Below are 22,773 nucleotides of genomic sequence, written 5' to 3'. Positions count from 1 at the left end.
TCTGAAAGGCCCGGAGGCGGGGTCTCACGCTGCCGCGCGCACCCATCGGGGCAGCAGGCTCTCGGGATTTGCGCATGCGCCGGGCGTGTAGTTTGCGCCAACGAACTCCAGCCGGGCGGCGAGCGTGCCGTCCCGCCAGGCCGCAAGCGTATCCATGCAGCCACCGATATACTTGCCGCCGACAAAGACCTGCGGAATTGTAGGCGAACCGATCCGGGCCCTCAGAGCCTTGCGGATTTCCCCGTCCCGGCCGTTCTTCTGGAATTCCGGAGCATCGATTTCGATGGACCTGTAGACGATTCCGGCACGGTCGAAGAGCTTTCTCACCGTCCAGCAGAATTCGCACCATGTCAGGGCGAACATGACCACCGAATGCTCCGGATCATAGATCGCCTCATCGACAAACGCATGCGCCGACTGATCGATTTGGATTTCGTTCACGGGCGCCGATGAAAGGGCGAAGGACGGCGGCCGGTCGAAGCGGTAGCCGGGTGTGGAGCGAGAGATCGCCTCTTCGGCCGGCGACATTTCCTCGCTGATGTGATCGAACAGGATCGTGCTGAGATACCGCTCGCCCGTGTCAGGCAACATACAGAGCACGTTCCGCTCCGGTCCGACGCGTCCAGCGATTTCCAGTGCCCCGCTCAAGGTAGCCCCGCCGGAGATCCCCGCCAGTATTCCTTCTTCCGTCGCAAGCCGGCGCGCAGCTTCCAAAGCGCTGGCGCCTGAAACCGGCAAGATTTCGTCCACAAGATCGTCAGCCATCGCGTTGCCGACGATCTGCGGAATGAAATCAGGGCTCCAGCCCTGCATCGGGTGTGGCCGGAAGCGAGTGTGCGCACGAGTGGGCAGTCCGTGTTCGTCGAAAGTTTGGGGAATGCCACTCGACAGCAGCGCCGAATTGTCGGGCTCGCAGACGATGATCCGCGTTTCCGGGCGCTCGCGCTTGAGTACTCGCGCCACACCGGCCAGCGTTCCGCCGGTCCCGGTGCCGGTGACCCAGTAATCGAGTGGACGGTCCTGGAACGCCGCGAGGATTTCGAGTGCTGTCGTGCGGGCATGGACATCGGCGTTGACGGGCGTCTCGAATTGCCGGCAGAGGAACCAGCCGTGCGCTCCGGCCAGCTCGACCGCCTTGGCGAGCATGCCGCTGCCGCGCTCGACGGCAGGGCTCAACACGACCTTGGCACCGAAGAAACGCATCAGCTTGCGGCGTTCGAGGCTGGCGTTCTCCGGCATTACGATGACGAGAGGATAGCCTTTCCGCGCGCAAACCATGGCAAGTCCGATGCCCGTGTTGCCGCTCGTCGCCTCGATCACCGTCTGGCCGGGCCGAAGTGCACCGGAACTCTCCGCTTCTTCGATGATCGCGGCGGCAAGACGGTCCTTGATCGAGCCACCAGGATTGAACGCCTCGATCTTGGCATAGAGCGAAGCGGCACCATTGTTGATGCGGGAAAGGCGGACGACCGGCGTGTCGCCGATCGTGTCGAGAATGCTGTCGTAGATACTGCTCATCTCAGCTGTCCTTGCCTGGTGATGACGGTGCTCCGCCCTCTTCGATCTCTGAGATTGGCAGGAAGGCCGTGGTTTGCAGCGTTCGAACCAACGTGGAATTAAGCCGAATTTCAACGTTTGAATCAGCGGCTCATCGCAGGATCCGCAAGGCGGCCGCATAATGGGACCTGCGCTCTTGCGCCGGATGATGCCGCCAACAGGCCCAGAACCACGAGATTGGCCGCGCCTGCGACAGATGCCACCAGGAAAGCGGGTCCATAGCTGCCGAAGGTGTCATAGACGAAACCGCCGAAATAACCGGCCACCCCCATGCCCAGCCAGGCGATCAGCATGACGATGCCGAGTGACTGGCCAAAGCATTCGGCTGGCGCAAACTGGCGCACGCAAAGGATCAGGCACGTCATGTTTCCGGCGAAGCCGAAGCCGAAAACCGCCGACAGCGCCAGCAGGCTCAGCTGCTGGTCCAGCGCGGGAAAAATCGCAACGCATGCCGTCTGAATAAACGACGCCAGGGCATAGGCGGCAAGATTGCTTGCCCGGTCGGCGAGGAGCCCGAACGCGATCCGCCCGACGGCGCCGAACAGCATGGCGGTCAGCAGGCTGAGCGATCCGACATCCGAAGACCCGCACACAGCCGTGACGAAGCTCGTGAGGTGCATCAGCGGGACGCCCATGCAGGCGCAGCAGAGGAAGGCTGCGGCAGATAGCAGCGTCACCGGGGAAAGGCGGCCACCTTGGAAACTTGGTTTCGCTGAAAAATGCACCGGTGCGATAACGGTCCGATCGACGGGCGGCGTCTGAACCGCTGGCATGGAGATCGCCAGCGCAGCCATCGTCGCCACAGCCATAATCGCGTATGCGAGGCGCCAGCCGACGCCGTCGATCAAGGCATTTGCGGCGTAGGGCATTATGCCTTGGCCTAGGGCTCCGCCTGCTGTGACGATCCCTATCGCCAAGCCGCGGCGGCGGTCGAACCAGAGTCCGGTCACTGCAAGTACCGGCGCGTACAGACAGGCAAAGCCTAGCCCGCCCAAAGCGAAGTTGGCCGCATAGATCTGCCGGAGCGAAGTGGCGGAGGAAAGCGCGGCGAGCGCGATCACCATGCCAGCTGAGCCGATGAATAGCAGGCTTTTGACATTCAGGCGGTCCGACAGCCGGCCCCAGAACAGCCCGCCCAACGCCATGCCGACGCTTGATAGCGTGTAGGCAAGGCTGATGTCGGCTCGCGACCAGCCAAACTCCGCCTCAAGCGGTCTGATGAAGACGGATGTGAGCGCCAGGCTGCCAAATCCGAACGCCATAGCGGTTGTGGCACCGGCCGCAGCCAACAGGCCGCGCAGCCGTATCGCGCTGTCCCGAACCTCCCTGCCTCCAGTTGGTGATACCTGACGATTCGACATGTTTCTGCCCTCGAAGGACCTCTTCGAAGCTGTCATCGGCCAGCGGTATGGAAGCAGGCGTGTGCGTCAGCGTGGAAACTCCAACGCGGGCCGTGGAAACGCCCCGCCTAAACTTGCAGCCTCCTCTCGGTGAACGGCGGATCAGGGAGATCTTATGATCATCGCCAGCGCCACCATGACGGACTGGTTGACGCCGAGCATGATCTCGGGACCGGCCAGCGGCAGTTGAACGCGAAAGAAGACAGGGTCTGTATATGGCCAGTCGGCAACTATCCGTCGGAGCAGCTGACCCTTTAGCTAACCTCCCGTGCCGGGTCGGCTGCCAGCGCCAGGGAATCCGCGACGTGCTCGAGGTGCTCCTCGCTCAAGATGCTGGTCGCGACGCGCACGGCGCTGGTCTTTCCGGTCGAAAACTTCGCCCCGGCATGGACCGCGATACCATGTGCAGCCAGCGTGACCATCGCGTAAGGTTCCGAGGCAACGGGAATGAGGACGCTGAGCCCATGTCCGGCGTCGATCGCGACGTTGCGTTTCGCCAGTTCGCCGGCGAGCCGTTCGCGACGGCCGCGGTATACCTCCTTCGCCTGCTCCACCAGGGCGGCCGTGGCCGGGTTTTGCAGCAGCCAGGCGGTGGCCGCCTGCAGGATGCGGCTGGTCCATCCCGAGCTGAAGCTGCGGTAGGACTGGATCTGCTCGACGATCGTCGCCGATCCGGACAGCACGGCGAGCCGCAGGTCCGGGCCATGGGTCTTGGAATAGGATAGGATATGGACGACGCGATCGGGAAAACGCCGGCCAAGCGAAATGCGCGGCGCCGAGGCAATATCGCCGACGCCGTCATCTTCGACAATCAGCACGTCGGTGCCGGCGAGCAGGTCGCCGATGACTTCCAGCCGCGCCGACGACATGCAGGCGCCGGTAACCGAATGGACGCGCGGCTGGAACAGGAACGCGACGGGCCGCTGCCGCAGAGCGTTGGCAAGTGCATCCGGCAAGGGACCGTCGCTGTCGCAGTCTACCGGGATGATCGGCACGTCGAGATCCTCGAGGATGTCGAGCAGGCGAAGCGCCGTTGGGTTCTCGATGGCCACCGGCGCCCCCGGCGGGACCAGCGCATGCAGCAAGGTGTAGATGGCGTTGTAACCGCCATTGGTGGCCAGGAACGCGCCGGGATCGTACGGCCATGACGGGCGCACTGCGGCCTCCAGCTCGGGCAGGATGCGCACCCGCTCGTAGCTGTTGAGCTTTTCGGCGCGCGCACCATGCGCCAGCGCGATGTCGAGCGGCGGCAAGAGCCTCACATCGGGCTCCGCGATCGCCAGGTTCAGAACATCCTGTCCGTAATTGCCGCCGCTCATGTGGCGCTCGGGCCGGGCGGCAAAGCGGTTGCCCATGATCCAGGTGCCGTTGCGTCCGCGGCCGCCGATGATCTTGTAGCGCCGCAACTCGCTCCACGCCTGCGAGACCGTCGCCGGGCTGACGCCAAGCACATAGGCCAGATCGCGCACCGGCGGAAGCTTTGCGCCGACAGGCAGCGCGCCGCTTCTGATCAGCGCACTGGTCTCGCGCGCGATGCCGCGCATCGTGCGGTCGCCAAGGCGATCAGCGAACCATCCTGCATCGAAATCCATCGGCACCCGCGACCATTAAAGCTAATGTTCAATAACATAATAACATTTGATCGGCCAAAAATAAACATTTACCAATCGCCGGTCAAACATAGCGTTGAAGTTCATGCCGATGCCCGTTTCCATCACTGTAGCCACCCGCGATTGGGACTATCTCACCCCTTTGGTGCTGGGTGACGTCACTTCGAGCCGCTTGTCGGTGAAGGTTGATCGCGTCGCCACGCTCATTCCGGACCTCGGTACCGATCCGAACTACGATGCGGCGGAGGTCTCATTCAGCCGTTATGTGTCGGCCATGGCTTCGGGCGTCGATACGGTGGTTGGATTACCGTGCTTCATCATGCGCGGCTTTCGCCATCGCTGCATCATAACGGTCGAGACCAGCCCGCTGGAACGGCTTTCCGACCTTGCCGGCAAACGCATCGGCGTGACCGGCTGGCGCGATTCCGGTAACACATGGACGCGCGCAGCACTTCGCCGGGAAGGCGTCGGCGTCGAGGATGCCTATTGGTTCGCCGGCAGGCTGACATCGGGGCACCCGATCGCCGACCGCCTCGACGGATTCGGCAGGCCGGGGCGCATCGAAGCAGCACCAGGCGAGCGCCCGATGATGGAGCTGCTGTCGCAAGGCGAGCTCGACGCCGTTTTCACGCCCTTCATGCCGGACGGCTTTTTCGGCCCGGCTTCCGGCTTCCGGCAAGTGCTGCGCGATTTTCGCGCGGCCGAACGCGCCTATTTCGCCGACGTCGGTTATGTCCCGGGCATGCATCTGGTCGCCGTCAAGGCCGCCCTGGTCAGGGAGCACCCCTGGCTGCCGCAGGAACTCGCCAGGCTGATCGACGAAAGCCAGCGCGTCTGGACGGGCAAGCGCCGAAAATATGCCGACACCTCGCCCTGGATCCTCGAGGAGCTGCTCCACACGGGACGCGACCTGCCTGCCTCCTGGAACGCTAGCGGCCTGCCCGCCAACCAGCGCATGATCGAGGATTTCGTCACCGAGCTCCATGCCCAGGGCATTCTGGCGGAACCGATTTCCGCCGAAGCCTTGTTTCCTTTCGAGGCCAGATCGCGGGCCACCGCAGCCTGACAACGCACAACGAAGAACACGAAGGAGAATGCCATGAGGACAATCAGCTTCATATTCGCCTCGCTCGTCACCATGCTGGCGCAGGCCAGCTTTGCCCAGGATATCCAGAAGCAATCGGTGAACGAGGATTTGCGGGCCCGGCTGCCGGAAGAGATCCGCGCGGCGGGAAAGATCACAGCCGTCAACAACGGCTCATTCCCGCCCTATGAGATCGTCACCGGCACCGAACTGTCGGGGGCGACCAGGGACATTTCCGACGCCATCGGCCAGCTGCTCGGCGTCGAGATCGATCATGCCTCGGTCGCCGGCCTGCCGGCTTTGCTGAGCGGCATCAATGCCGGCCGTTATCAGTTCGCGATGGGGCCTGTCGGCGACTATCCCGACCGCCAGAAATCCACGACTTCATCGATTGGGTGCGCGAATACGTCGTCTTCGCCGTCGAGAAGGGCAACCCGCAAGGCATCACCTCGCTCGACACCGCGTGCGGCAAGCGCATCGCCGTCATGTCGGGTGGCTCGGCCGAAAAGGTCATCAAGCAGCAGGCGCAGAAATGCACCGAGGGCGACAAGCCGGCCGTCGAGGTGCAATCCTTCACCGACCAGCCGAGCTCGATACTGGCCGTCCGGTCGAAACGCTCCGACGCATTCTTCTCCTCGCAGGCGCCGCTGACCTATTTCGTCGAGCAGGCGAAGGGCCAGCTGGAACTCGCCGGTGTCGGCCAGGCCAACGGCTTTAAGGACATCTACCAAGGCGCCGTCGTAAAGAAGGGTTCGCCGCTGGGCGGCGTGCTGCTCGACGCCTTCAAGATCCTGATGAAGAACGGCACCTACGCCGCGGTCATGAAGAAGTGGGGCCTCGAGAAGAACATGATCGACGCGCCAGGCATCAACCAGGGCCAGTAGAGGCTGCCATGACCGACGCCACCGCTGCCTACGCGGCCGGGCTGCCGCGACGTCCCGACGACGCGCTGCGCGACGTCAAACGAGCCCACAGGCCGTTTCCGCTCGTCCGGCTGGCGCTCTGGGCGTTCACCGTCGCCGTGGCGGCCGGCTTCGCCTATATCGTTGCGGTCAACCCGAATTTCGGCTGGCCGGTGGTCGCCCAGTATTTCTTCGATCCGACGGTCATGCAGGGGCTTTCCGTAACGCTCGGCCTGACGGTCGTGGCGATGATCCTGGGTATCGTGCTCGGCCTGCTGCTCGCCATCGCGCGCATGTCGAACGACAGGCTGGCATCCCTTCTCTCCGGCCTGTTCATCTGGTTCTTCCGGGGAACGCCGCTGCTGGTGCAATTGATCCTGTGGTACAACCTTTCGACGCTGTTTCCGCGCATTTCCATTGGCTTCGCCAGTTGGAACACCAACGACCTGATCACGCCTTTGACGGCCGCCGTTCTTGGTCTGGCGCTGAACGAGGCCGCCTACATGGCCGAGATCATCCGTGGCGGGCTGCTGTCGGTGGACAAGGGACAGGCCGAAACGGCTGAAGCCTTCGGCATGACCCGCGCCCGGTCCTTGCGGCGCATCATCATCCCGCAGGCGATGCGGTCGATCGTGCCGCCGACCGGCAATCAGCTGATCAGCATGATCAAGGCGACGTCGCTTGTCAGCGTCATCGCCATGGCCGACCTGCTCTACTCGGTACAGTCGATCTACAACCGCACCTTCGAAATCGTTCCGCTGCTGATGGTTGCAGTGCTGTGGTACCTGCTGATCACCTCGGTCCTCAATGTCGCGCAAGGCGCGATCGAACGCCACTACAGCCGCGGCGACCGCGGCGCGCGCGACAAGACCGCGACCGCCACCCTGGAGGCCGCCAATGAGCGCGCATGACACGCCCCTGGTCCGGGCGCGCAACGTTCACAAGGCGTTCGGCCCGCTCGAGGTGCTGAAGGGCATTGATCTGGACGTCGCGCCTGGCGAGGTGGTGGTCATTCTCGGACCGTCCGGCTCCGGAAAGTCGACCTTCCTGCGATGCATCAATCATCTCGAGGCGATCGACCAAGGGTCGATCGAGGTGGACGGCGAGCAGATCGGTTACCGGTTGCACGACGGCCGCCTCGACAAGCTTTCCGACCGCGCGATCGCCGCGCAGCGGCGCAAGATCGGCATGGTGTTCCAGCAGTTCAATCTCTATCCGCACATGACGACGCTGCAGAACGTCATCGAGGCTCCGGTCGGCGTTCACCGGGAGAACCGCAAGGAGGCGATCGGCTACGCCCGCGAACTGCTGACCCGTGTCGGTCTTGCCGACAAGATCGACGCTTATCCGCGCCAGCTTTCAGGCGGCCAGCAGCAGCGCGTCGCCATCGCCCGTGCGCTCGCCATCCGCCCGAAATTGATGCTCTTCGACGAGCCGACGTCGGCGCTCGATCCGGAGCTGGTCGGCGAGGTGCTCGCCACCATGCGCGATCTCGCCAGGCAGGGCTTGACCATGATCGTGGTCACGCATGAGATCGGGTTCGCCCGCGAAGCAGCGGATCGGGTGGTGTTCATGGACGACGGTAATGTGATCGAGGCCGGGCCTCCGGACGAGGTTCTCGCTAAACCCAGGCACCCGCGCACGCGGGCTTTCCTGAGTCGTTTCATCTAAAAGCAAAACCGGCGCGGCACCTGCTCGGCCGGCAAAGGACCTCCCATGCCAAAGACCTCCAACCAGTTCGCCGACATTTCCGACTTCGCCGACAAGGCCGCCGAGCTTGCAGCGGCCCGCCAGCACCTGCACGCGCATCCCGAGCTTTCATTCCAGGAGCAAGAAACGGCTGCATACGTTGCCGAACGGCTCGAAAGCTGGGGCTATGAGGTGACGCGCAATGTCGGCGGGCTCGGGGTCGTCGGCCGTCTGCGCCAGGGCAGCGGCCGCAGCATCGCCATCCGTGCCGACATGGACGCCCTGCCGATCACCGAAGCGACCAATCTCCCTTATGCCAGCCAGGCCAGCGGCAAGATGCACGCCTGCGGTCATGACGGCCACACCACGATGCTGCTCGGCGCCGCCGAATACCTGGCGCGCACACGGCATTTCAACGGCACGGTGAACCTTATCTTCCAGCCGGCCGAGGAAGCCGGCAAGGGAAGCGGGGCGCAGGCGATGATCGCCGACGGCCTGTTCGAGCGCTTTCCCTGCGATGCGATATTCGGGCTGCACAACCACCCGGGCGCGCCGACGGGTTCGTTCCTGATGCGCGCCGGGCCGCTGATGGCGGCGAGCGATACCGTCACCATCAGGATCGCCGGGCGTGGCGGCCACGCCTCGCGTCCGCACCTGACGGTCGACCCGATCGTCGCTGCCGCCAACATCGTCATGACCCTGCAGACGGTTGTGTCGCGCAACGTCAACCCGATCGAGACAGCTGTCGTCACCGTCGGCACGATTCACGGAGGCACGGCCTCCAACGTCATCCCGGAACACGCCGAAATCACGCTGAGCGTCCGCTCCTTCTCGGCCGAGATCCGCGACACGCTCGAGCAGCGTATTCGCAATATCGCAGCACTTGTGGCGCAGGCGCATGGCGCAACAGTCGAGATCGATTACGAGCGCGGCTACCCGGTGGTGGTCAATTCCGAGCGCGAGACGTCCTTTGCGACAGACATCGCTGTCGAACTCGTCGGTCAGGACAAGGTGTCCGTCTGCCCGTTGATCCCCGGCAGCGAAGATTTTTCTTATTTCCTCGAACACAAACCCGGTTGCTTCCTGCGCCTCGGAAACGGCGAGGATTCAGCCATCCTGCACAGCTCGAAATATGATTTCAACGACGGCAATCTGACCGTCGGCGCAGCGCTCTGGGCTCGATTGACCGAGAGATTCCTGGCCGCTTGACCCATACCTGCGGCTGGGATTGTCGATCGGCCGGTCGAGCATTATTGGGGCGACCGGCCGCGCGACGATGCTCAACGAATTCTCACGCATTCCCCCTCTTCGAATGCGATAAGAGCTTCGCTTTCAGACAAACAAAAAGTCACTCGTCGTCAGCGGGCTTGTAAAGTTTGCGAGAGTAACTTGATCGACTCCTGCGGTAATGATGGTGTCGGTTCCACTTTGCGCAATTGTGAGATCATCGAACGATTGCACGCCCTCCACGCCACTAAACACGATGGTGTCGCCTTGGGTCTGGCTGAAGTCGTAGATGGTGTTTTGGGTTCCGACCGTCATTGAACCATCGTCCTTGAATATGAATTGATCTCTGCCGCCCTGAGCCAGTTCGCTCAGTTGCCCGTCACCCCACATGTCGTTGATGACGGTGCAGCCGGGTGCCGCGCTCCCGGCGTACAGGGTATCGTTTCCGCCCAGAGCCGAACCGGACATCTGCAGAGCGTCGCCGCACAAGAAGTTACGGACTTGGCCGCTTTCGCTGTTCTGGCCGCCGGTAAGAATATCGTTGCCGCCCGTGGCGGACTCCGACATAGCGAATGCGTCGCCGTACAACTCGTTTAGAACATCAGGAAAGGCGCTTTTGTCCCCGCCGGTCAGGGTGTCATTGCCGCCCACAGCGCTGCCGAGCATCGTGACAGCGTCGCCATACCCCAAATTATGGGTGCCGTGCAGCACGGCCACATCATCGCCCCCAAGCGCATGGTCGAACATACTGCCGCCCGCGTCGCCGTAGAAAGTTATCTCCGAGCCACCCGCGCTCGTGAAGTTGTCGTTGCCGCCCGCGGCAAAACCGGAAAGATCGCCGCCCGCATCGCCATAAAGAGTTTTGCTCGGGATCGCCCCACCCAGGTCTGTGTAACGGTCGTCGCCGCCCTGAGCATGGCCCGACATGTTGCCGCCGGCATCACCGAAGAAAGTGTTGGTGGAAAAGAAGGCGCCCGTGAAGGTGTCGTTGCCACCCTTACTGTAGTCCGACATATCGCCGCCGGCATCACCGTAGAAAGTGTTGTTGGAGTCGGTCCTGCTCGTGAAACTGTCGTCGCCGCCCTGCGCATTGCCGGACATGTTGCTGCCGGCGTCACCGAAGAAAGTGTTGGTGGCCTGCCTGGAGCCCTGGAAGGTGTCGTTGCCGCCCCTGCTGTGATCCGACATTTCGCCGCCCGCATCACCGTAGAAGGTGTGGTCAGCTCCTTGTTTAGTTTGGGTCAGGAAAGTGTCGTCACCGCCTTGAGCAAAGCCGAACATGTTGCCGCCGGCGTCACCGTAGAACGTGTTGTCTACCCGTCGACCCACTTCACTGCTGAAGGTATCGTTGCCGCCCTTGCTGTGGTCAGACATGTCGCCGCCGGCGTCGCCGTAAAAAGTGTTGAAGGAGTCGCCCTCGGCCCTAAAACTGTCGCCGCCGCCCTGGGCGTGACCGAACATGTTGCCGCCGGCATCACCGTAGAAAGTGTAGGTGCCTAGCGAGGCGCCCGTGAAAGTGTCGTTGCCGCCCTTGCTGTGGTCCGACATATCGTCGCCAGCATCACCGTAGGCAGTAGTGGTTGTGGAGATTGGCAGCGCCGTGAAGGTGTCGTTGCCGCCCTTAGAAAAATCGAACATGCTGCCGCCAGCATCGCCGATTAAGATAGCTGTAGCCAGGTCGCTAGTGAGGATGTCATCGGTACCCCATTGATGATCCACCAGATCGCCGGGAGTAAAAGGAACGCGTGTAGACATTATCCGCTCTCCTGTTGAGCCTACCCGTCCCATGACAGCCGTACGATGTGAGGCAAAAACGAGCAATAATCCCGAATGGCTATGTCTTTAGGCGTAGGGATCGGTGCCTCGTTAACGGCGCGCTTGGCGGCAGCTTCCTGAGGCCGTCCTATTCCGGACTATCCCAGCCTTGCCCGAGCCTTCGCCGTCCAGGCGTTGAACAGCCGGTCTGCGACGATGCCGATGAAGGCGATGGCGAGGCCGGCGACGATGCCGCGACCGGAATCGGCCTTGGACAGGGCGATGAACACCTCCTGGCCGAGATCGCGCGTGCCGACCATGGCGCAGATGATGATCATCGCCAGCGCCATCAGGATGGTCTGGTTGACGCCGAGCATAATCTCGGGCAACGCCAGCGGCAGCTGCACGCGAAAGAAGGTCTGGCGCCTGGTGCAGCCCGAAACCTTCGCCGCCTCGATCAGCGCCGGCGGCACCTGTCGAATGCCGTGATTGGTATAGCGGATCGCCGGCACCACGGCGAACGCGACGGTGGCGATCATCGCGGTGACGTCGCCGACCCTGAACAGCATGACCACCGGAATGATGAAGCAGAACGACGGCAGCACCTGCAGCGTGTCGATGACCGGCGTGACGATCTTTTCGAAGCGGTCGCTGCGCGATGCCATCAGCCCGATCGGGATGCCGATCAGGCAGGCGATAAAGGCCGAGATGCCGCACAAATAGACCGTCGCCATGGTCTTTTCCCAAAGTCCGGTGGCGGCGCAGAACGCTGTCAATGCCGCGACCAGGGCGGCGAGGCGCAAGCCGCCGAGCTGGTAGCCGGCAAGGCCGAGGAGACACACCGCGCCCAGCCACGGAAAGCCCTCGCAGAAGGCGCGCACCGGGTTGAGCACATTGAGGATAAGCGCCACGCGGAACGCTTCGATCGTGTCGAAGAAGTTGATGGTGATCCAGTTCACCGCCGCCTTCCACAAAGGCGCGGTGGTGAAGGTGATCGCTTTCGGCACCGCGGCGAACGCCGGCACGAACAGGCCGAGCAGCGTGGCGACGGCGAGGATGGCAACGGCCAGCGTCAGATTGGGATAGCGCCGCCAGAAACTCGTGCTGGCCTGATGGCGGACATTGCCCTTGGCGTGATTGTGCGCGATCGCCTGGCTCAGCCGGTCGAGTGCAATTGCCAGTGCGACGATGGCGAGGCCAGCTTCCATCGCCTCGCCGACCTTGAGCGCGCGCAACGCCAAAAGCACGTCATAGCCGAGCCCACCGGCACCGATCATCGAGGCGATGATCACCATATTGAGCGCCAGCATGATGACCTGGTTGACGCCGACCATCAATGTCGGCCGCGCCGACGGCAACAGCACCCGCCACAGCTTTTGCCGTGCCGTGCAGCCGGCCATCTCGCTGAAATCGTCGATCTCCGACGGCACCCGCGACAGGCCGAGCATCGTCGCCCGCACCATTGGCGGCGTCGCGAAAATTGCCGTCGCGATCATTGCCGAGACCGGGCTGTTGCCGAACAGAAGCAGCATCGGGATCAGATAGGCGAAGGTCGGGATCGTCTGCATCAGATCGAGGGCAGGGGAGATCAACAACCTCTCCGCCCAAGGCTTGCGCCATGCCCAGATGCCGGCGAACAGCCCGGTGACAATGCAAAACGGCACGGCGATCGAGATCAAGCCCAGCGTCAACATGGCGCTGGTCCACTGCCCGAACAGCGCGATGTAGAGAAAACAGCCGCCGGCCAGCGCACCCAGCTTCCAGCCGCCGGCGGCGCGTCCGGCAAGGTAGGCGGCAGCGCAGACGCCGACCCAGGACAGGCGCGGCAAGACGATCATATCCGCGCCATGGCCGATCTTGAAATTCTTGGCCAGAAGACCGAGCGCGAAATCGAGCGGCACGCCGAGCACCGCGGTGATCGAGCGGGTCAGCCAGGAGAAGTTCGACTTCACCCAGTTCATCAGCGCACCGACCCAGTCTGCGACAGGAACGATCGCGCCGGCCGGGTAATTGACCGCCCAGGGCAGGCTTTCCTGCAGCAGGAAGACGATAAGCACGGCGGCGAGCGCGCAGGCCCAGATCGCCAGCCAGGTTTGAACCGGCCGGGGCCTCGCTGCGCTGCCGCTTGCCGTGACCGTCATGCGCCAGCCCCACGACGTTCTATGCCGGCGAGAAGATCGATCACTGCCTGCGGCGTGACTAAGCCGATCGGCTTGCCGGTGCCGTTGACCACCGCGAAGGGCTTGCCGGCAGAGACGATATCAGCCGAAAAACTTGATATCTTGGCATCCGGCGCGACCGTGCCGCCGTACTCGGCGCCGTCGCAGGCGCGCATCAGGCTGCGCGCCGATATCACCTTGGCGCGATCGACATCGCGGGTGAATTCGGCGACATAGTCGGTCGCCGGATTGACCACCAGCTCTTCCGGCGTGCCGATCTGGATGACCTCGCCGTCCTTCATGATGGCGATCCGGTCGGCCAGCCGGATGGCCTCGTCGAAATCATGGGTAATGAAGACGATGGTCTTGTGCAGCATGGTCTGCAGCCGCATCAGCTCGTCCTGCATCTCACGGCGGATCAGCGGATCGAGGGCCGAGAACGGCTCGTCGAGGAACCAGATTTCCGGCTTTGTGGCGAGGCTGCGGGCGATGCCGACGCGCTGCTGCTGGCCGCCGGAAAGCTCGCGCGGATAGAAATGCTCGCGACCGCGCAAGCCGACCAGCTCGATCACTTCCCGCGCGCGCGCCTCGCGCGTCGGCCGGTCCTGCCCCTGGATGCCGAGGGGGAAGGCAATGTTCTCCAGTACGTTGAGATGCGGCAGCAAGGCAAAATTCTGGAACACCATGCCCATGCGGTGGCGTCGCAGCTCGATCAGCGCGGCATCGGAAATCTTGAGCAGGTCCTTGCCTTCAAACTCGACCTTGCCGTGGGTCGGCTCGATCAGCCGCGACATGCAGCGCACCAGCGTCGACTTGCCTGACCCCGAAAGTCCCATGATGATGAAGATCTCGCCCTGGCGGATTTCGAGATCGACGGCGCGCACCGCGCCAACCAGTCCGGCAGCGGCGATGTCCGCCAGGCTGGCCTTGCCGTCGCGCCGGCGGATGAAATCGGCCGCGTCCGCCCCGAACAGCTTCCAGACATTGCGACAGGCAAGCTTTATCGGGCGGGCGTCGTTGCCCGCTTTCGCCGCCTGTTCAATCGTATCGGTCATGCGATCGTCCTTCTGGAACACGGGATCGAGACCCGGCCACGGATGGCCGGGTCGTCGGATTTCCAGTCAGACGGTCACTCGGCCCAGGCTTTCCAGTCGGCTTCGTGGGCGGCGATCCAGGCGGCGGCGACGTCTTCCGGCGTCTTGCCTTCGAGATCGATCTCGCCGCTCATCTTGTTGAGCTCGTCGGTGTCGACCGTGTAGTTTTTCGCGACCTTGTAGGCGACAGGCCATTTGTCCTTCATGCCGGCCCAGGAATATTTCCAGATCTCGCCATGCGGCTTGCCGCAGTCATATTTCGCGTCGGGGTTCACACCCCATTTCGGGTCGGTGTAGCACTCTGTCGTATAGTCAGGGAATTCGACCCATTCGCCCTTGTATTTGGCCGGCGCCCAATGCGGCGAATAGATCCACAGCATGATCGGCGCCTTGCGCTGATAGGCCGAGTCCAGTTCGGCGAACATCGCCGCATCGGTTCCGGCATGGATGACGGTGAAGGGCAGTTTCAGCGCCTCGACGCGTTCGTCGTCAAAACCTTCCCATGTCACCGGGCCGCCGAGATAGCGCCCCTTCGGTGTGGTTTCGGCCGTCGAAAAGGCCTCGGCGCATTTCGGATCTTTCAGCGCTTCCCAGTTCGGCAGGCCGGGGCATTTCTCTTTCATATATTCGGGAAACCACCATTCTTCCTTGGCCTTGGGTCCGAGCTTGCCGAGGCGTTCGGTCTGGCCCGTCGCGTCCGAGGCCTTCATCGCCTCGCCGGCCGTCGTGTCCCAGAATTCCAAGCCGACATCGATGTCGCCATTGGTCAGGCCGGTGGTCAGGCTGGAGAGATAGTCGGCGGTCGGATACTCGACGGTATAGCCGAGCTTTTCGAGGATGCCGCCGAGGATCTTGGCGTTCAGATTGACGCTGGTCCAATCGAACAGTGCGATCTTGATCGGGTCGTTGGATTCCGGCGCTGCCGCATAGGCCGAAGATGTCAGTGCGGCTGCGGCAAGTGTTAAGGCTCCCATTGAGAAATTCGAAATCATGCTCCGAAGTGACATGCTTGTTCTCCTGTCAAGCTCTGGTGGACGTTATCGTTAGTTCCCTTCTTGCGTCTTTTTGATTGTGTTGGAAAAGCTGGTCGTTGCGCAAGGCCGTAGGCGCCACAATGCTGCCGAAGCGGATGCCGGCGCAAAAACGGGGGTGGTGCCCAAATTGGTGAAGATGTGGCGGGACCGGCCGCGTCATGACTGCCGAAGGATTGCTGCCAAGGCAGTCATCCACGGATCGATCGCCGGTCTTGAGGGGCAAACCATCAAAGTCCCATGATCTCGGCTGTTGGCTCAGCAACTCGCCCAGAGCCACTTTCATGGGATGAAATTATATATACCAACGTTCACGTCGCGCAACGATTAACGCCGGTGCCAATTTCACGGCCCGTCTTTTGGATGGACCCGTAGATGAGTTTGAAAAAAGCCAAGGTTGCCGGTCATCCCGTATGCGAGCCGCGAGGACAGGGTACCGATACAATGCAGCAGACCAAAATGCCTTACTTCTTCGCCAACCGCGGGATCGCCGCCGGCTTGTGACCTTTCAACACCAGATCATATCCGAGGCTTTCATGACCTCTTCCTTGAACAGACTGCGAATTGCCGTGCTCTTTGGCGGACGTTCCGCCGAACATGACGTTTCGGTGCTTTCAGCAACCAATGTCATGCGTGCGCTGCTGTCCGCCAAATACGATGCCCTCCCAATCTTCGTCACGAGCGAAGGACAGTGGCTGCTGAGCAGCTTCCAGGATGGTACGCTCGCAAAACCTGCGGCCGGCATGGAAGTTTGCCTGGTTCCGGGCGGGCGCGGACGGATGATGGCGATCCCGGCCGACGGCACGCCCTATGATCTGCCGAAGATCGACATCCTGTTTCCTGTCCTGCACGGCCCTCATGGCGAAGACGGCTCGGTACAGGGGGTGGCCGAGGTGGCTCGGGTGCCGCTCGCCGGCTGCGGCATCCTGGGTTCGGCAACCGCGCTGGACAAGGACATCGCCAAACGGCTCCTGGAAGCGGCGGGGCTGCCAATCGCGCGCTCAGTGACGATCCATGAAGGTGCGGCGCCCGCCCTCGCTGCACTGGAAAGCGAACTCGGCCTGCCGTTCTTCATCAAACCGGCGCGTCAGGGATCGTCTGTCGGCGTCGGAAAAGTCCATGCCAGCCAGGAATTCGATGGAGCGCTTGCTGAAGCCTTCCGGCACGATTGCAAGCTGTTGGCCGAGGAATTCATTCGTGGGCGCGAGATCGAATATAGCGTGTTGGAGGACCCGGCAGGCGACCTGTTCGTCTCGCGGCCAGGCGAGATCGTGCCGGCCGAAAGCCACGATTTCTACAGCTACGATGCCAAATACATCGACGAGAACGGCGCGGCACTTAAAGTGCCGGCCGAACTGCCGCCGGAGGTCGAGGCAGCCATGCGGGACGTGGCCGCAAGGGCTTTCAGAGCCGTCGGCTGTGACGGGATGGCGCGCGTCGACTTTTTCCTGACACCGGACATGCAATTCCTGGTCAATGAAATCAACACCATCCCCGGCTTCACCGATATCAGCATGTATTCCAAGGCAATGGCGGCGAGCGGCGTCAGCTATTCCGAAATCATCGACCGGCTCGTGGAGCATGGATTGGCACGGGCCGGCCGACCAGGCTGAACGCAGCGAAGCGGCTTTCATATCCGGTGGATGGTACGTTGGCCCGCGCCGCCGCTCACGACATGATCAGGCCGCCATCGACATTGATGGTCTGGCCGGTGATGTAGGCTGCATCGTCGCTGGCCAGAAAGCTGACCAGGCCGGAGACATCTTCGCCGCTGCCGGCGCGGCCCATCGGGATGTTCTTCACCCATTCGGCCATCAGCTCGCCGGGCTTGTAGTCGCCCATCAACTTGCCCCATGCGGCGTCGTTATAGGCCCACATATCGGTGTCGATGATGCCGGGGCAGATCGCGTTGACGGTGATCTTCTCCTTGGCCACTTCCTTGGCCAGGCTCTGGGTGACGCCGACGACGCCGAATTTCGAGGCCGCATAATGCGGCGTGTAGATAAAGCCCTGCCGCGCCTGGCCGGATGCGGTGTTGATCAGCCGGCCGCCATCGCCATGCTTGCGGATGCGCGCGATCGCCTCCTGGCAGCACAGGAACACGCCCTTGGTGTTGACCGCCATCACCTTGTCCCATTCGGCCTCGGTTATCGCCTCGATCCTGGCGATGGTGATGACACCGGCATTCTGCACGGAGATGTCGATGCGGCCGAATTGTTGCTCGGCCAGGTCATAAAGGGCGACGACCTCGTCCTTTTTGGTCACGTCCATGCGCAGCGATGCGACCCTGGCGCCCGCAGCCTTGAGATCGGCGGCGACCTCGTCGACGCGCGCGTCGATGGCGCTGACGACGACCGCGGCACCTTCCGCCGCGAAGCGCCTGGCCATTGCCGCACCAATGCCGCCGCTGGCGCCGGTGATGACCGCCGTTTTTCCCTGGAATCGCATCTGCATTTTTTCTCCTACCAGCAGACGAAGCCGCCATCGACGATCAGGTCGATGCCGGTGACGAAACTCGAGGCGCGGCTGGCCAGGAACACGGTCGGGCCGACCATCTCCTCCGGCGCCGCCATGCGGCCCATCGGCGTGTCGCGCTCGAAGATTTTGACCTGGTCGGCGACCTCCGGCCGCTTGTTCATCGGCGTCAGCGTGTAGCCGGGGCTGACGACATTGACGCGCAGGCCGCGATCGGCCCATTCCATGGCGAGGCTCTTCGACATGTGGATCACCGCGGCCTTCGACGAATTGTAATGCGCCTGGGTCAGGCCGCGATTGACGATCGAGCCCGACATCGACGCGATGTTGATGATCGAGCCATTGCGCCGCGTCAGCATGGCGCGGGCCTCGGCCTGGCAGGACAGGAACACGCCGCTGACATTGACGTCATAGAGCTTCTGCCATTTCTCCAGCGACAGCATCTCTGCCGGTTCAGCTCCGGCGACGCCGGCATTATTGACGGCGATGGTCAACGCGCCGAGTTCCATCTCCGTACGCTCGATCGCGGCCGCGAGATCGGCCTCTGAAGTCACCGTGCCGTTCAGCACCAGCGCCTTGCGGCCGAGTGCCGTGATCCGGTGCGCGGTCTCCTCCAGCCCGCCTTTCGAGGCGTGGCCGAAGCAGGCTATGTCGGCGCCGGCCTCGGCCAGCCCAATGGCGATTGCCTGCCCGATGCCGCTGCCGGCGCCTGTCACAAGTGCCACGTCACCATGAAGGTCGAATAATTTCATCGTCGGTCCCTCTGCTCCAACCGCCGTCCTCCGGAAATAAAGGGGCGCCAACTCTGTTGCTGGCGCCCCGCGCGGTCTGGTGCCCGGGAGGATACCACCTGCTGCGCTTTGTTTCGATGGGCTGTTCCTAGCTCGTGGCGAGTTCCATCACGGCGATATTGCTTGCTTCGCTGCGGTCGAGAATGCCGCGTTGCCGGCCGCGGCTCACCACCAGCACGCGATGCGACAGGCCGAGAACTTCCTCGAGGTCGGAGCTCACCACCACCACCGCCATGCCGGAGCGGGCAAGGTCGGCGATGACATCATAGATCGCGGCGCGTGCACCGACGTCGATGCCGCGCGTCGGCTCGTCCAGGATGAATACCTTGGGCGGGCGCGACACCCATTTGGCGATGATCACTTTCTGCTGGTTGCCGCCGGAAAGCTTGCTGACCGCCTGGTTCGGCCGGCCCTTGACGCCGAGCCGGCGAATGCCGGCCTCGGCGAATTTCTGCACCGCCTTCGGGAACACCCAGCCATTCGGCGCGACATGGTCGAAATTGCCGATCGCCAGGTTCTCGCCGATCGTCTGGTCGAGCACCACGCCCTGCGCCTTGCGGTCTTCCGGTACCAGGACGACGCCGGCCTTGATCGCCGCCGCCGGGCCATTGAGATGCACCGGCTTGCCGGCGACGCGCACCGATCCCGATGAGATCGGATCGGCACCGGCGATCGCCCGCACCAGCTCCGTGCGTCCGGCGCCGATCAGCCCGGCAATGCCGAGGATTTCGCCGGCCCGCACTGAAAAGCTGACATTTTGAAAGCTGCGTTCCGGCGAGGACAGGTTCTCGACCTCGAGCAGCGTGTCGTTGCCCGGCGCCGATACCGTAGGGAACATCCGCTCGACACTGCGGCCGACCATTTGCTCGACGACAGTGCGCACCGGAATGTCGGCGCGCTCGTGCCGGGCGACGATGCGCCCGTCGCGCATCACCACCACGCGATCGGCGATCTGGGCGATCTCGTCCAGCCGGTGGCTGATATAGATGAAGGACATGCCTTCCGCCTTGAGCTTGCGGATCTGCTGGAACAGGAGCTCCGTTTCCTCGCCGCCAAGGGCTGCGGTTGGTTCGTCGAAGATCAGCAGCTCGGCATTGAGCGTCAGCGCCTTGGCGATCTCGACCTGCTGCTGGGCGGCGATACGCAGCGTGCGCACCTTGCGCTCGGGCGAGACATCGAGGCCGAGGCGCTTCAACTGGGCCGATGCCCGCGCATTCATTGCCGCGCGGTCGATGCGGCCGCCACGCATCGGCAGGCGCCCGACATAGACGTTTTCGGCGACCGACAGATCGGGCAAGAGCTTCAGCTCCTGGTGGATCATGCCGATGCCGACGTCGATCGCCGCGGCAGGATTGGCGGGGGAATAAGCGTTCCCCCGCCAGGTGATGGTGCCGGCATCGGGTTTCGTCGACCCGGCGATGATGTTCGAGACAGTCGACTTGCCGGCGCCGTTTTCGCCAAGCAGCGCCACGACCTCGCCCGGCCGCACCTCGAAGCTCGCATCGGCCAGGACCTGCACCGGCCCGTAGCTTTTGCAGAGGCCGCTGACGACGAGCCCGTTATGGGGGCTGTGCGTGTGGCGAGGATCGGTGGACATCGTTGCGCTCGTCGATTGCCGGACTGGTCTCAATCAGGGATGCTTGGCGATGAACTGCTCGACATTGTCCTTGGTGGTCAGCGTCGCATCCTGCAGCTGTTCGGCGGGAATGGTCTCGCCGGCCACCAGCTTGATTGCTGCATCGACGGCGAGCCGGCCCATGCCCTGGGTCTGCTGCGTCGCGGTCACGTCGAAGACGCCGTCCTTCAGTGCCTTGAGCGCCGCCACGTCGCCGTCGAAGCCGGCAACCCAGACCTTGTGGCCGGGATTGGCGACCTTGACGGCCTGCGCCGCACCGAGCGCCAGCGCGTCGGCCTGGCCGATGACGATCGACACGTCGGGGTGCGACTGCAACAGATCCTGCGTCAGCTTGAAGCCTTCGTCCTGGTGCCAGCCTTCGCTCCACAATTCGCCGACAACCTTGATGTCGGGATAGCCTTTCAGCGCTTCGCCGCAGCCCTTCGAGCGGTCGACCTCGGGCGTCGTGCCCTTCTGGCCGTGGATGATGATCAACTCGCCCTTGCCGCCGGCCTGCTTGGCGATGTAGTCGCAAACCGCCTTGGCCGATGCCACGCTGTTGGTGGCGATGAAGGTGTCGCCGGGCGCGCCGTCGGCGTTGCGGTCGACATTGATGACTGGGATGCCGGCAGCCTTGGCGGTCTTGGTCGGCACGGTGGCGGCGGTGGCGCCGGCCGGAATGTAGATCAGCGCGTCGATGTTTTGCGTGATCAGGTCCTGTACCTGGCTGACCTGGGTCGCCGAATCGCCCTTGGCATCGACGGTAACGACCTCTATGCCCTTTTCCTTGCCGTAGGCTTCGACGGACTGCTTGATCTGATTGAAGAAGTCGGCCTGCAGATTGGCGACGGCGAGGCCGAGCTTTTTGGCCTCCTTGGCCGAGGCCATGTCGGACAGGCCAAGCAGCGGGATGACGGCCGCGGCGGCAAGCAGCAATGAACGTTTGGTCAGCATGTTTATTCCTCCGTTGATGTTCAATCTGTCCTGCCCGCGCATCGCGGCGCCCCTTGGCCGAACAACTCCCAGTTTCGGATCACCGATCCGTTTTCGCCCGAATATCGGGGCGAATCTCATTGAGCCCAATTCTTCATTGTGCCCCATTCTTCATTGTGCTCGGCGCCGCCACGTGTCGGTGGCCACCGCCAGCGCGATCACCACGCCGATAACCACTTGCTGGATGAAGGGCGAGACACCGAGCAGGTTCAGCCCGTTGCGCAGCACGCCGATGATGAGGACGCCGATGGCTGTGCCGCCGATCGAACCGACGCCGCCCGACAGGCTGGCGCCGCCGATCACCACCGCCGCGATGGTGTCGAGTTCGTAGCCAAGGCCGGAGCTCGGCTGGACGGAATCGAGCCGGGCGGCAAGCACGATGCCGGCGAGACCGGCCAGCACGGCGCAGATCGCATAGACCCAGTTGGTCAGCGACTTGACTGGTATGCCGGACAGCCGGGCGACTTCGGCGCTGCCGCCGATCGCGTACAGGCTACGGCCGGTAGCGCGATAATTCAGGAAGATCGCGAAAATGACGGCAAGCACGATCATCAGCCCGACGGTGACCGAGAGGAATCCGAAATGGCGGATTATCGACAGGCTGGTGAACCAGTCGGGAAATCCGACGATCTGCGAGCCGTCGGTGATCATGTTGGCGAGGCCGCGCGCCACCGACATCATCGCCAACGTGGCGATGAAGGGCGGCAGCTTGGTGACCGTCACCAGCAGGCCCGAAACCAGCCCGCAAAGGCCGGCGACGACGAGGGCTGCGGCGATGCCGGCCGGCAGGCCGAGATTGAGATAGTCCGGATGGGCGACGAAGCCCATCACCATGGAAGCCAGCGCCAGTACCGAGCCGACGGACAGGTCGATGCCGCCGATCAGGATGACCAGCGTCATGCCGATCGCCATGATGCCGAGCACGGTGACCTGGTCGAGAACGTTGAGGATGTTGCGGACAGTCAGGAAGGTGTCGGTGGTTAGCGAGAGCGCCACGCACAGCAGAACCAGCCCGATCAGCGGGCCCATGGTTCCGGCAAAGACAGCCGAAAACCTTGCGCCCGCCGTAGCCTGCGCGCCAGAGCCTGCCTTCAACTCGCCTGCCTTCAAATTGCTTGCGTCGTTGCTCACAGCCACTTTGTCTCCTCCACAGCAATCCGGCGCTGCATCACCGGGCCACTTTGTTCACCAGGCCCCTCCCTGTGAACAATTTATCTTTAACATGCAATTTTGTTCAGCTAAACTGTTCGTCGGAAAATTGTCAAGACCTGCCCGCTTCATTCGAGCACGGTTTGCGCTGTTCGCCGGTTTGCCTTACGCAATGTCTCGGAAATCTTGGGCATTTCGAAGTCGCCGGATTGGAATATCATGAGCAGAGCCGGCGACTGCGG

The 22,773-nt window shown here is 63.0% G+C and carries 18 protein-coding genes and 1 pseudogene; 7 read left to right on the top strand and 12 right to left on the bottom strand.

Annotated elements, in window-relative coordinates:
* Positions 1-24: 24 nt before the first annotated feature.
* The 3 genes from NKJ32_RS24470 to NKJ32_RS24460 all read right to left on the bottom strand — a co-directional run bounded on the left by NKJ32_RS24470 (position 25) and on the right by NKJ32_RS24460 (position 4,549).
* Entirely contained in the window at positions 25-1,518 is a 1,494-nt protein-coding gene (locus NKJ32_RS24470) for a pyridoxal-phosphate dependent enzyme (RefSeq protein ID WP_352590173.1), read from the bottom strand.
* Between the two features lie 122 nt (positions 1,519-1,640).
* Positions 1,641-2,819, bottom strand: coding sequence for an MFS transporter (locus NKJ32_RS24465; protein WP_352829102.1), 1,179 nt, complete (start codon positions 2,817-2,819; stop codon positions 1,641-1,643).
* A 392-nt stretch (positions 2,820-3,211) separates the two neighbouring features.
* Positions 3,212-4,549, bottom strand: coding sequence for an aminotransferase-like domain-containing protein (locus NKJ32_RS24460; RefSeq protein ID WP_352829100.1), 1,338 nt, complete (start codon positions 4,547-4,549; stop codon positions 3,212-3,214).
* A gap of 109 nt (positions 4,550-4,658) precedes the next feature.
* Between NKJ32_RS24460 and NKJ32_RS24455 the strand changes: the two genes are divergently transcribed.
* The 5 genes and pseudogenes from NKJ32_RS24455 to NKJ32_RS24435 all read left to right on the top strand — a co-directional run bounded on the left by NKJ32_RS24455 (position 4,659) and on the right by NKJ32_RS24435 (position 9,451).
* Positions 4,659-5,633, top strand: coding sequence for a substrate-binding domain-containing protein (locus tag NKJ32_RS24455; RefSeq protein ID WP_352634372.1), 975 nt, complete (start codon positions 4,659-4,661; stop codon positions 5,631-5,633).
* Positions 5,634-5,705: 72 nt separating this feature from the next.
* Positions 5,706-6,535: pseudogene (locus tag NKJ32_RS24450) on the top strand (ABC transporter substrate-binding protein).
* A gap of 8 nt (positions 6,536-6,543) precedes the next feature.
* The gene (locus NKJ32_RS24445) at positions 6,544-7,464 is read left to right on the top strand and encodes an amino acid ABC transporter permease (protein WP_352829099.1); all 921 of its coding nucleotides are present in this window, start codon (positions 6,544-6,546) and stop codon (positions 7,462-7,464) included.
* Positions 7,451-8,224, top strand: a complete 774-nt coding sequence (locus NKJ32_RS24440; RefSeq protein WP_023674014.1) for an amino acid ABC transporter ATP-binding protein — start codon at positions 7,451-7,453, stop codon at positions 8,222-8,224. The genes NKJ32_RS24445 and NKJ32_RS24440 overlap by 14 nt, the downstream gene beginning before the upstream one ends.
* Positions 8,225-8,269: 45 nt before the next feature.
* Complete coding sequence (locus tag NKJ32_RS24435) at positions 8,270-9,451, top strand: M20 aminoacylase family protein (protein WP_023674015.1); 1,182 nt, start codon at positions 8,270-8,272, stop codon at positions 9,449-9,451.
* A 123-nt stretch (positions 9,452-9,574) separates the two neighbouring features.
* Here the strand turns inward: NKJ32_RS24435 and NKJ32_RS24430 are convergent, their stop codons facing one another.
* The 4 genes from NKJ32_RS24430 to NKJ32_RS24415 all read right to left on the bottom strand — a co-directional run bounded on the left by NKJ32_RS24430 (position 9,575) and on the right by NKJ32_RS24415 (position 15,484).
* Positions 9,575-11,224 carry a hypothetical protein gene (locus NKJ32_RS24430; protein ID WP_352829098.1) on the bottom strand — a complete coding sequence of 550 codons (1,650 nt, stop codon included), beginning with the start codon at positions 11,222-11,224 and terminating at the stop codon, positions 9,575-9,577.
* 158 nt (positions 11,225-11,382) lie between these two features.
* Positions 11,383-13,365 carry an ABC transporter permease gene (locus NKJ32_RS24425; protein WP_023674018.1) on the bottom strand — a complete coding sequence of 661 codons (1,983 nt, stop codon included), beginning with the start codon at positions 13,363-13,365 and terminating at the stop codon, positions 11,383-11,385.
* The gene (locus tag NKJ32_RS24420) at positions 13,362-14,438 is read right to left on the bottom strand and encodes a quaternary amine ABC transporter ATP-binding protein (RefSeq protein WP_031211022.1); all 1,077 of its coding nucleotides are present in this window, start codon (positions 14,436-14,438) and stop codon (positions 13,362-13,364) included. Before NKJ32_RS24420 ends, NKJ32_RS24425 begins: the two co-directional genes overlap by 4 nt.
* Before the next feature lie 74 nt (positions 14,439-14,512).
* The gene (locus NKJ32_RS24415; RefSeq protein ID WP_031211023.1) at positions 14,513-15,484 is read right to left on the bottom strand and encodes an ABC transporter substrate-binding protein; all 972 of its coding nucleotides are present in this window, start codon (positions 15,482-15,484) and stop codon (positions 14,513-14,515) included.
* A gap of 399 nt (positions 15,485-15,883) precedes the next feature.
* Here NKJ32_RS24415 and NKJ32_RS24410 point away from each other — a divergent pair, with 399 nt between their 5' ends.
* Both NKJ32_RS24410 and NKJ32_RS24405 read left to right on the top strand, forming a co-directional pair.
* A complete protein-coding gene (locus tag NKJ32_RS24410; RefSeq protein WP_352782026.1) occupies positions 15,884-16,012 on the top strand; it encodes a hypothetical protein in 129 nt (42 codons plus the stop codon).
* A gap of 32 nt (positions 16,013-16,044) precedes the next feature.
* On the top strand, positions 16,045-17,121 hold the full coding sequence (locus NKJ32_RS24405; protein WP_352590425.1) for a D-alanine--D-alanine ligase family protein: 1,077 nt from the start codon (positions 16,045-16,047) through the stop codon (positions 17,119-17,121).
* 55 nt (positions 17,122-17,176) lie between these two features.
* Here NKJ32_RS24405 and NKJ32_RS24400 read toward each other — a convergent pair whose 3' ends face one another.
* The 5 genes from NKJ32_RS24400 to NKJ32_RS24380 all read right to left on the bottom strand — a co-directional run bounded on the left by NKJ32_RS24400 (position 17,177) and on the right by NKJ32_RS24380 (position 22,477).
* Complete coding sequence (locus tag NKJ32_RS24400) at positions 17,177-17,962, bottom strand: SDR family oxidoreductase (protein WP_352704699.1); 786 nt, start codon at positions 17,960-17,962, stop codon at positions 17,177-17,179.
* 8 nt (positions 17,963-17,970) lie between these two features.
* Positions 17,971-18,735 (bottom strand): SDR family oxidoreductase, encoded by a 765-nt coding sequence (locus tag NKJ32_RS24395; protein WP_352590138.1) that lies wholly within the window; start codon positions 18,733-18,735, stop codon positions 17,971-17,973.
* A gap of 127 nt (positions 18,736-18,862) precedes the next feature.
* Positions 18,863-20,371 carry a sugar ABC transporter ATP-binding protein gene (locus NKJ32_RS24390; RefSeq protein WP_352621184.1) on the bottom strand — a complete coding sequence of 503 codons (1,509 nt, stop codon included), beginning with the start codon at positions 20,369-20,371 and terminating at the stop codon, positions 18,863-18,865.
* A 33-nt stretch (positions 20,372-20,404) separates the two neighbouring features.
* The gene (locus NKJ32_RS24385; RefSeq protein WP_254820381.1) at positions 20,405-21,343 is read right to left on the bottom strand and encodes a sugar ABC transporter substrate-binding protein; all 939 of its coding nucleotides are present in this window, start codon (positions 21,341-21,343) and stop codon (positions 20,405-20,407) included.
* 150 nt (positions 21,344-21,493) lie between these two features.
* Positions 21,494-22,477: an ABC transporter permease gene (locus NKJ32_RS24380; RefSeq protein ID WP_502897030.1), complete on the bottom strand. Its 984-nt coding sequence runs from the start codon at positions 22,475-22,477 to the stop codon at positions 21,494-21,496.
* Positions 22,478-22,773 lie beyond the last annotated feature (296 nt).

The sequence above is a fragment of the Mesorhizobium sp. M0159 genome, assembly GCF_040322295.1.
In the GTDB taxonomy this organism is placed as follows: Bacteria; Pseudomonadota; Alphaproteobacteria; order Rhizobiales; family Rhizobiaceae; genus Mesorhizobium.
This window is presented reverse-complemented; position numbering and strand designations above follow the sequence as displayed.

What these genes read in the sequence shown, in the direction of transcription:
- NKJ32_RS24455 (WP_352634372.1), top strand. Translation starts at nt 4,659, where the DNA reads ATGCCCGTTTCCATCACTGTAGCCACCCGCGATTGGGACTATCTCACC.
- NKJ32_RS24430 (WP_352829098.1), bottom strand. Translation starts at nt 11,224, where the DNA reads ATGTCTACACGCGTTCCTTTTACTCCCGGCGATCTGGTGGATCATCAA.
- NKJ32_RS24470 (WP_352590173.1), bottom strand. Translation starts at nt 1,518, where the DNA reads ATGAGCAGTATCTACGACAGCATTCTCGACACGATCGGCGACACGCCG.
- NKJ32_RS24420 (WP_031211022.1), bottom strand. Translation starts at nt 14,438, where the DNA reads ATGACCGATACGATTGAACAGGCGGCGAAAGCGGGCAACGACGCCCGC.
- NKJ32_RS24440 (WP_023674014.1), top strand. Translation starts at nt 7,451, where the DNA reads ATGAGCGCGCATGACACGCCCCTGGTCCGGGCGCGCAACGTTCACAAG.
- NKJ32_RS24415 (WP_031211023.1), bottom strand. Translation starts at nt 15,484, where the DNA reads ATGTCACTTCGGAGCATGATTTCGAATTTCTCAATGGGAGCCTTAACA.
- NKJ32_RS24465 (WP_352829102.1), bottom strand. Translation starts at nt 2,819, where the DNA reads ATGGCGTTCGGATTTGGCAGCCTGGCGCTCACATCCGTCTTCATCAGA.
- NKJ32_RS24425 (WP_023674018.1), bottom strand. Translation starts at nt 13,365, where the DNA reads ATGACGGTCACGGCAAGCGGCAGCGCAGCGAGGCCCCGGCCGGTTCAA.
- NKJ32_RS24410 (WP_352782026.1), top strand. Translation starts at nt 15,884, where the DNA reads ATGAGTTTGAAAAAAGCCAAGGTTGCCGGTCATCCCGTATGCGAGCCG.
- NKJ32_RS24390 (WP_352621184.1), bottom strand. Translation starts at nt 20,371, where the DNA reads ATGTCCACCGATCCTCGCCACACGCACAGCCCCCATAACGGGCTCGTC.
- NKJ32_RS24395 (WP_352590138.1), bottom strand. Translation starts at nt 18,735, where the DNA reads ATGAAATTATTCGACCTTCATGGTGACGTGGCACTTGTGACAGGCGCC.
- NKJ32_RS24460 (WP_352829100.1), bottom strand. Translation starts at nt 4,549, where the DNA reads ATGGATTTCGATGCAGGATGGTTCGCTGATCGCCTTGGCGACCGCACG.
- NKJ32_RS24385 (WP_254820381.1), bottom strand. Translation starts at nt 21,343, where the DNA reads ATGCTGACCAAACGTTCATTGCTGCTTGCCGCCGCGGCCGTCATCCCG.
- NKJ32_RS24400 (WP_352704699.1), bottom strand. Translation starts at nt 17,962, where the DNA reads ATGCAGATGCGATTCCAGGGAAAAACGGCGGTCATCACCGGCGCCAGC.
- NKJ32_RS24405 (WP_352590425.1), top strand. Translation starts at nt 16,045, where the DNA reads ATGACCTCTTCCTTGAACAGACTGCGAATTGCCGTGCTCTTTGGCGGA.
- NKJ32_RS24445 (WP_352829099.1), top strand. Translation starts at nt 6,544, where the DNA reads ATGACCGACGCCACCGCTGCCTACGCGGCCGGGCTGCCGCGACGTCCC.
- NKJ32_RS24435 (WP_023674015.1), top strand. Translation starts at nt 8,270, where the DNA reads ATGCCAAAGACCTCCAACCAGTTCGCCGACATTTCCGACTTCGCCGAC.